The following is a 1,682-nucleotide window of genomic DNA, read 5'->3' on the forward strand; positions in this document are numbered from 1 at the left end:
CCCGCTGGCCGTCCTCGGCGGCCAGGCCCGCGGCGAGGCGAAGCCCCAGCCGGAGCGCCAGGCCCTCGGCGCTGCCCGCCTCCGGCTCCAGGGTGCAGTCCCACTGGCTCGCGTTGACGTCGAGCGGCCGCACCGCCACGCGGTGCGCCTGGGCATCGCGCACGATCTGTGCCGGCGCGTAGAAGCCCATCGGCTGGGAGTTCAGCAGGGCGGCCGCGAACACGGACGGATGGTGGCACTTCAGCCAGGCCGAGGCGTAGGCGAGGTGGGCGAAACTGGCGGCGTGGCTTTCCGGGAAGCCGTAGGAGCCGAAGCCCTCGATCTGCCGGAACACCCGCTCGGCCAGTTCGGGATCGTAGCCTCTGCGGACCATGCCGCCGACCAGCTTGTCCCGGTACACCGCCACGCCCTGCGTGTACTTGAAGGTCGCCATGGCGCGGCGCAGCTGGTCGGCCTCACCGGGCGAGAAACCGGCGGCGACGATGGCCACCCGCATGGCCTGCTCCTGGAACAGCGGCACGCCCAGCGTGCGGCCGAGGACCTGCTCCAGCTCGTCCGCTGGCCCGTGCTCCGGGGCAGGGGAGGGGTAGACGGGCTCCTCGTCGCCCCAGCGGCGCCGCAGGTAGGGATGCACCATGTCGCCCTGGATCGGGCCGGGCCGGACCAGGGCGACCTGCACCACCAGGTCGTAGAACCGCGCCGGCCGCAGCCGGGGCAGCATGTTCATCTGCGCCCGGCTCTCGACCTGGAAGACGCCCAGGGAGTCGGCTCGCCTCAGCATGGCGTAGGTCCGCTCGCAGTCTCGTGGCACACCGGCAAGATCAAGATCGGCGAGGCGGTGCCGGCGCAGCAGGTCGAAGCCGCGCCGCAGGCAGCTCAGCATGCCCAGCGCCAGGATATCGACCTTGAGCAGACCGAGCGCCTCGACGTCGTTCTTGTCCCACTCCAGCACCGTCCGCCCCTCCATGGCGGCGTTGCCGACCACGGCCATCTCGATCAGCGGACCGCGTGACATGACGAAGCCGCCGACATGGGTGGCGAGGTGGCGGGGGAAGTCCTGGATCTCCTCGGCGAGTTCCAGGGCCAGGCGGAGGCGACGATCCGCGAGGTCGAGGCCCTCGGTCGCGGCGATCTCGGCCAGGCTGCTGTCCCGACCCGGGCCCCAGCTCGCCTTGGCCAGCCGCCCGGTGACGTCCTCGGACAGCCCGAGCGCCTTGCCGACCTCACGCACCGCCGAGCGGCCGCGAAAGCGGATCACGGTGCCGACGATCGCCGCGCGGTCGCGGCCGTAGCGGCGATAGATGAACTGGATCACCTCCTCGCGCCGCTCGTGCTCGAAATCCACGTCGATGTCGGGCGGCTCGGCGCGCTCGGCCGAGAGGAACCGCTCGAACAGCAGGTCGTGCTTGGAGGGGTCGACCGCGGTGATGCCCAGCACGTAGCAGACGGTGGAGTTGGCGGCCGAGCCGCGTCCCTGGCAGAGGATGTCGTGCTCGCGTGCGAAGCGCACCACCTCGTCCACGGTCAGGAAGTAGGGCGCGTAGTCCAGCTGCTCGAGTGTGGTGCATGGATCGGCGGCGGGAAGGAGCTGCGGTAGGATTGGGGTTTCCCCCCAACCATTGGGAAGAACCCCGCTTGCCCTTCAAAGCCAATGCTGATCGCCGGCACCACATCCCGAGACC

At 70.7% G+C, this 1,682-nt stretch carries 1 pseudogene; it reads right to left on the reverse strand.

The features are described 5' to 3' along the window. Positions 1–1,552 (reverse strand): annotated as a pseudogene (locus ROTAS13_RS24130) (error-prone DNA polymerase); the annotation flags it as partial. Positions 1,553–1,682 lie beyond the last annotated feature (130 nt).

Origin of the sequence: Roseomonas sp. TAS13 (assembly GCF_001950415.1) — a bacterium.
Lineage (GTDB): Bacteria > Pseudomonadota > Alphaproteobacteria > Acetobacterales > Acetobacteraceae > Roseomonas > Roseomonas mucosa.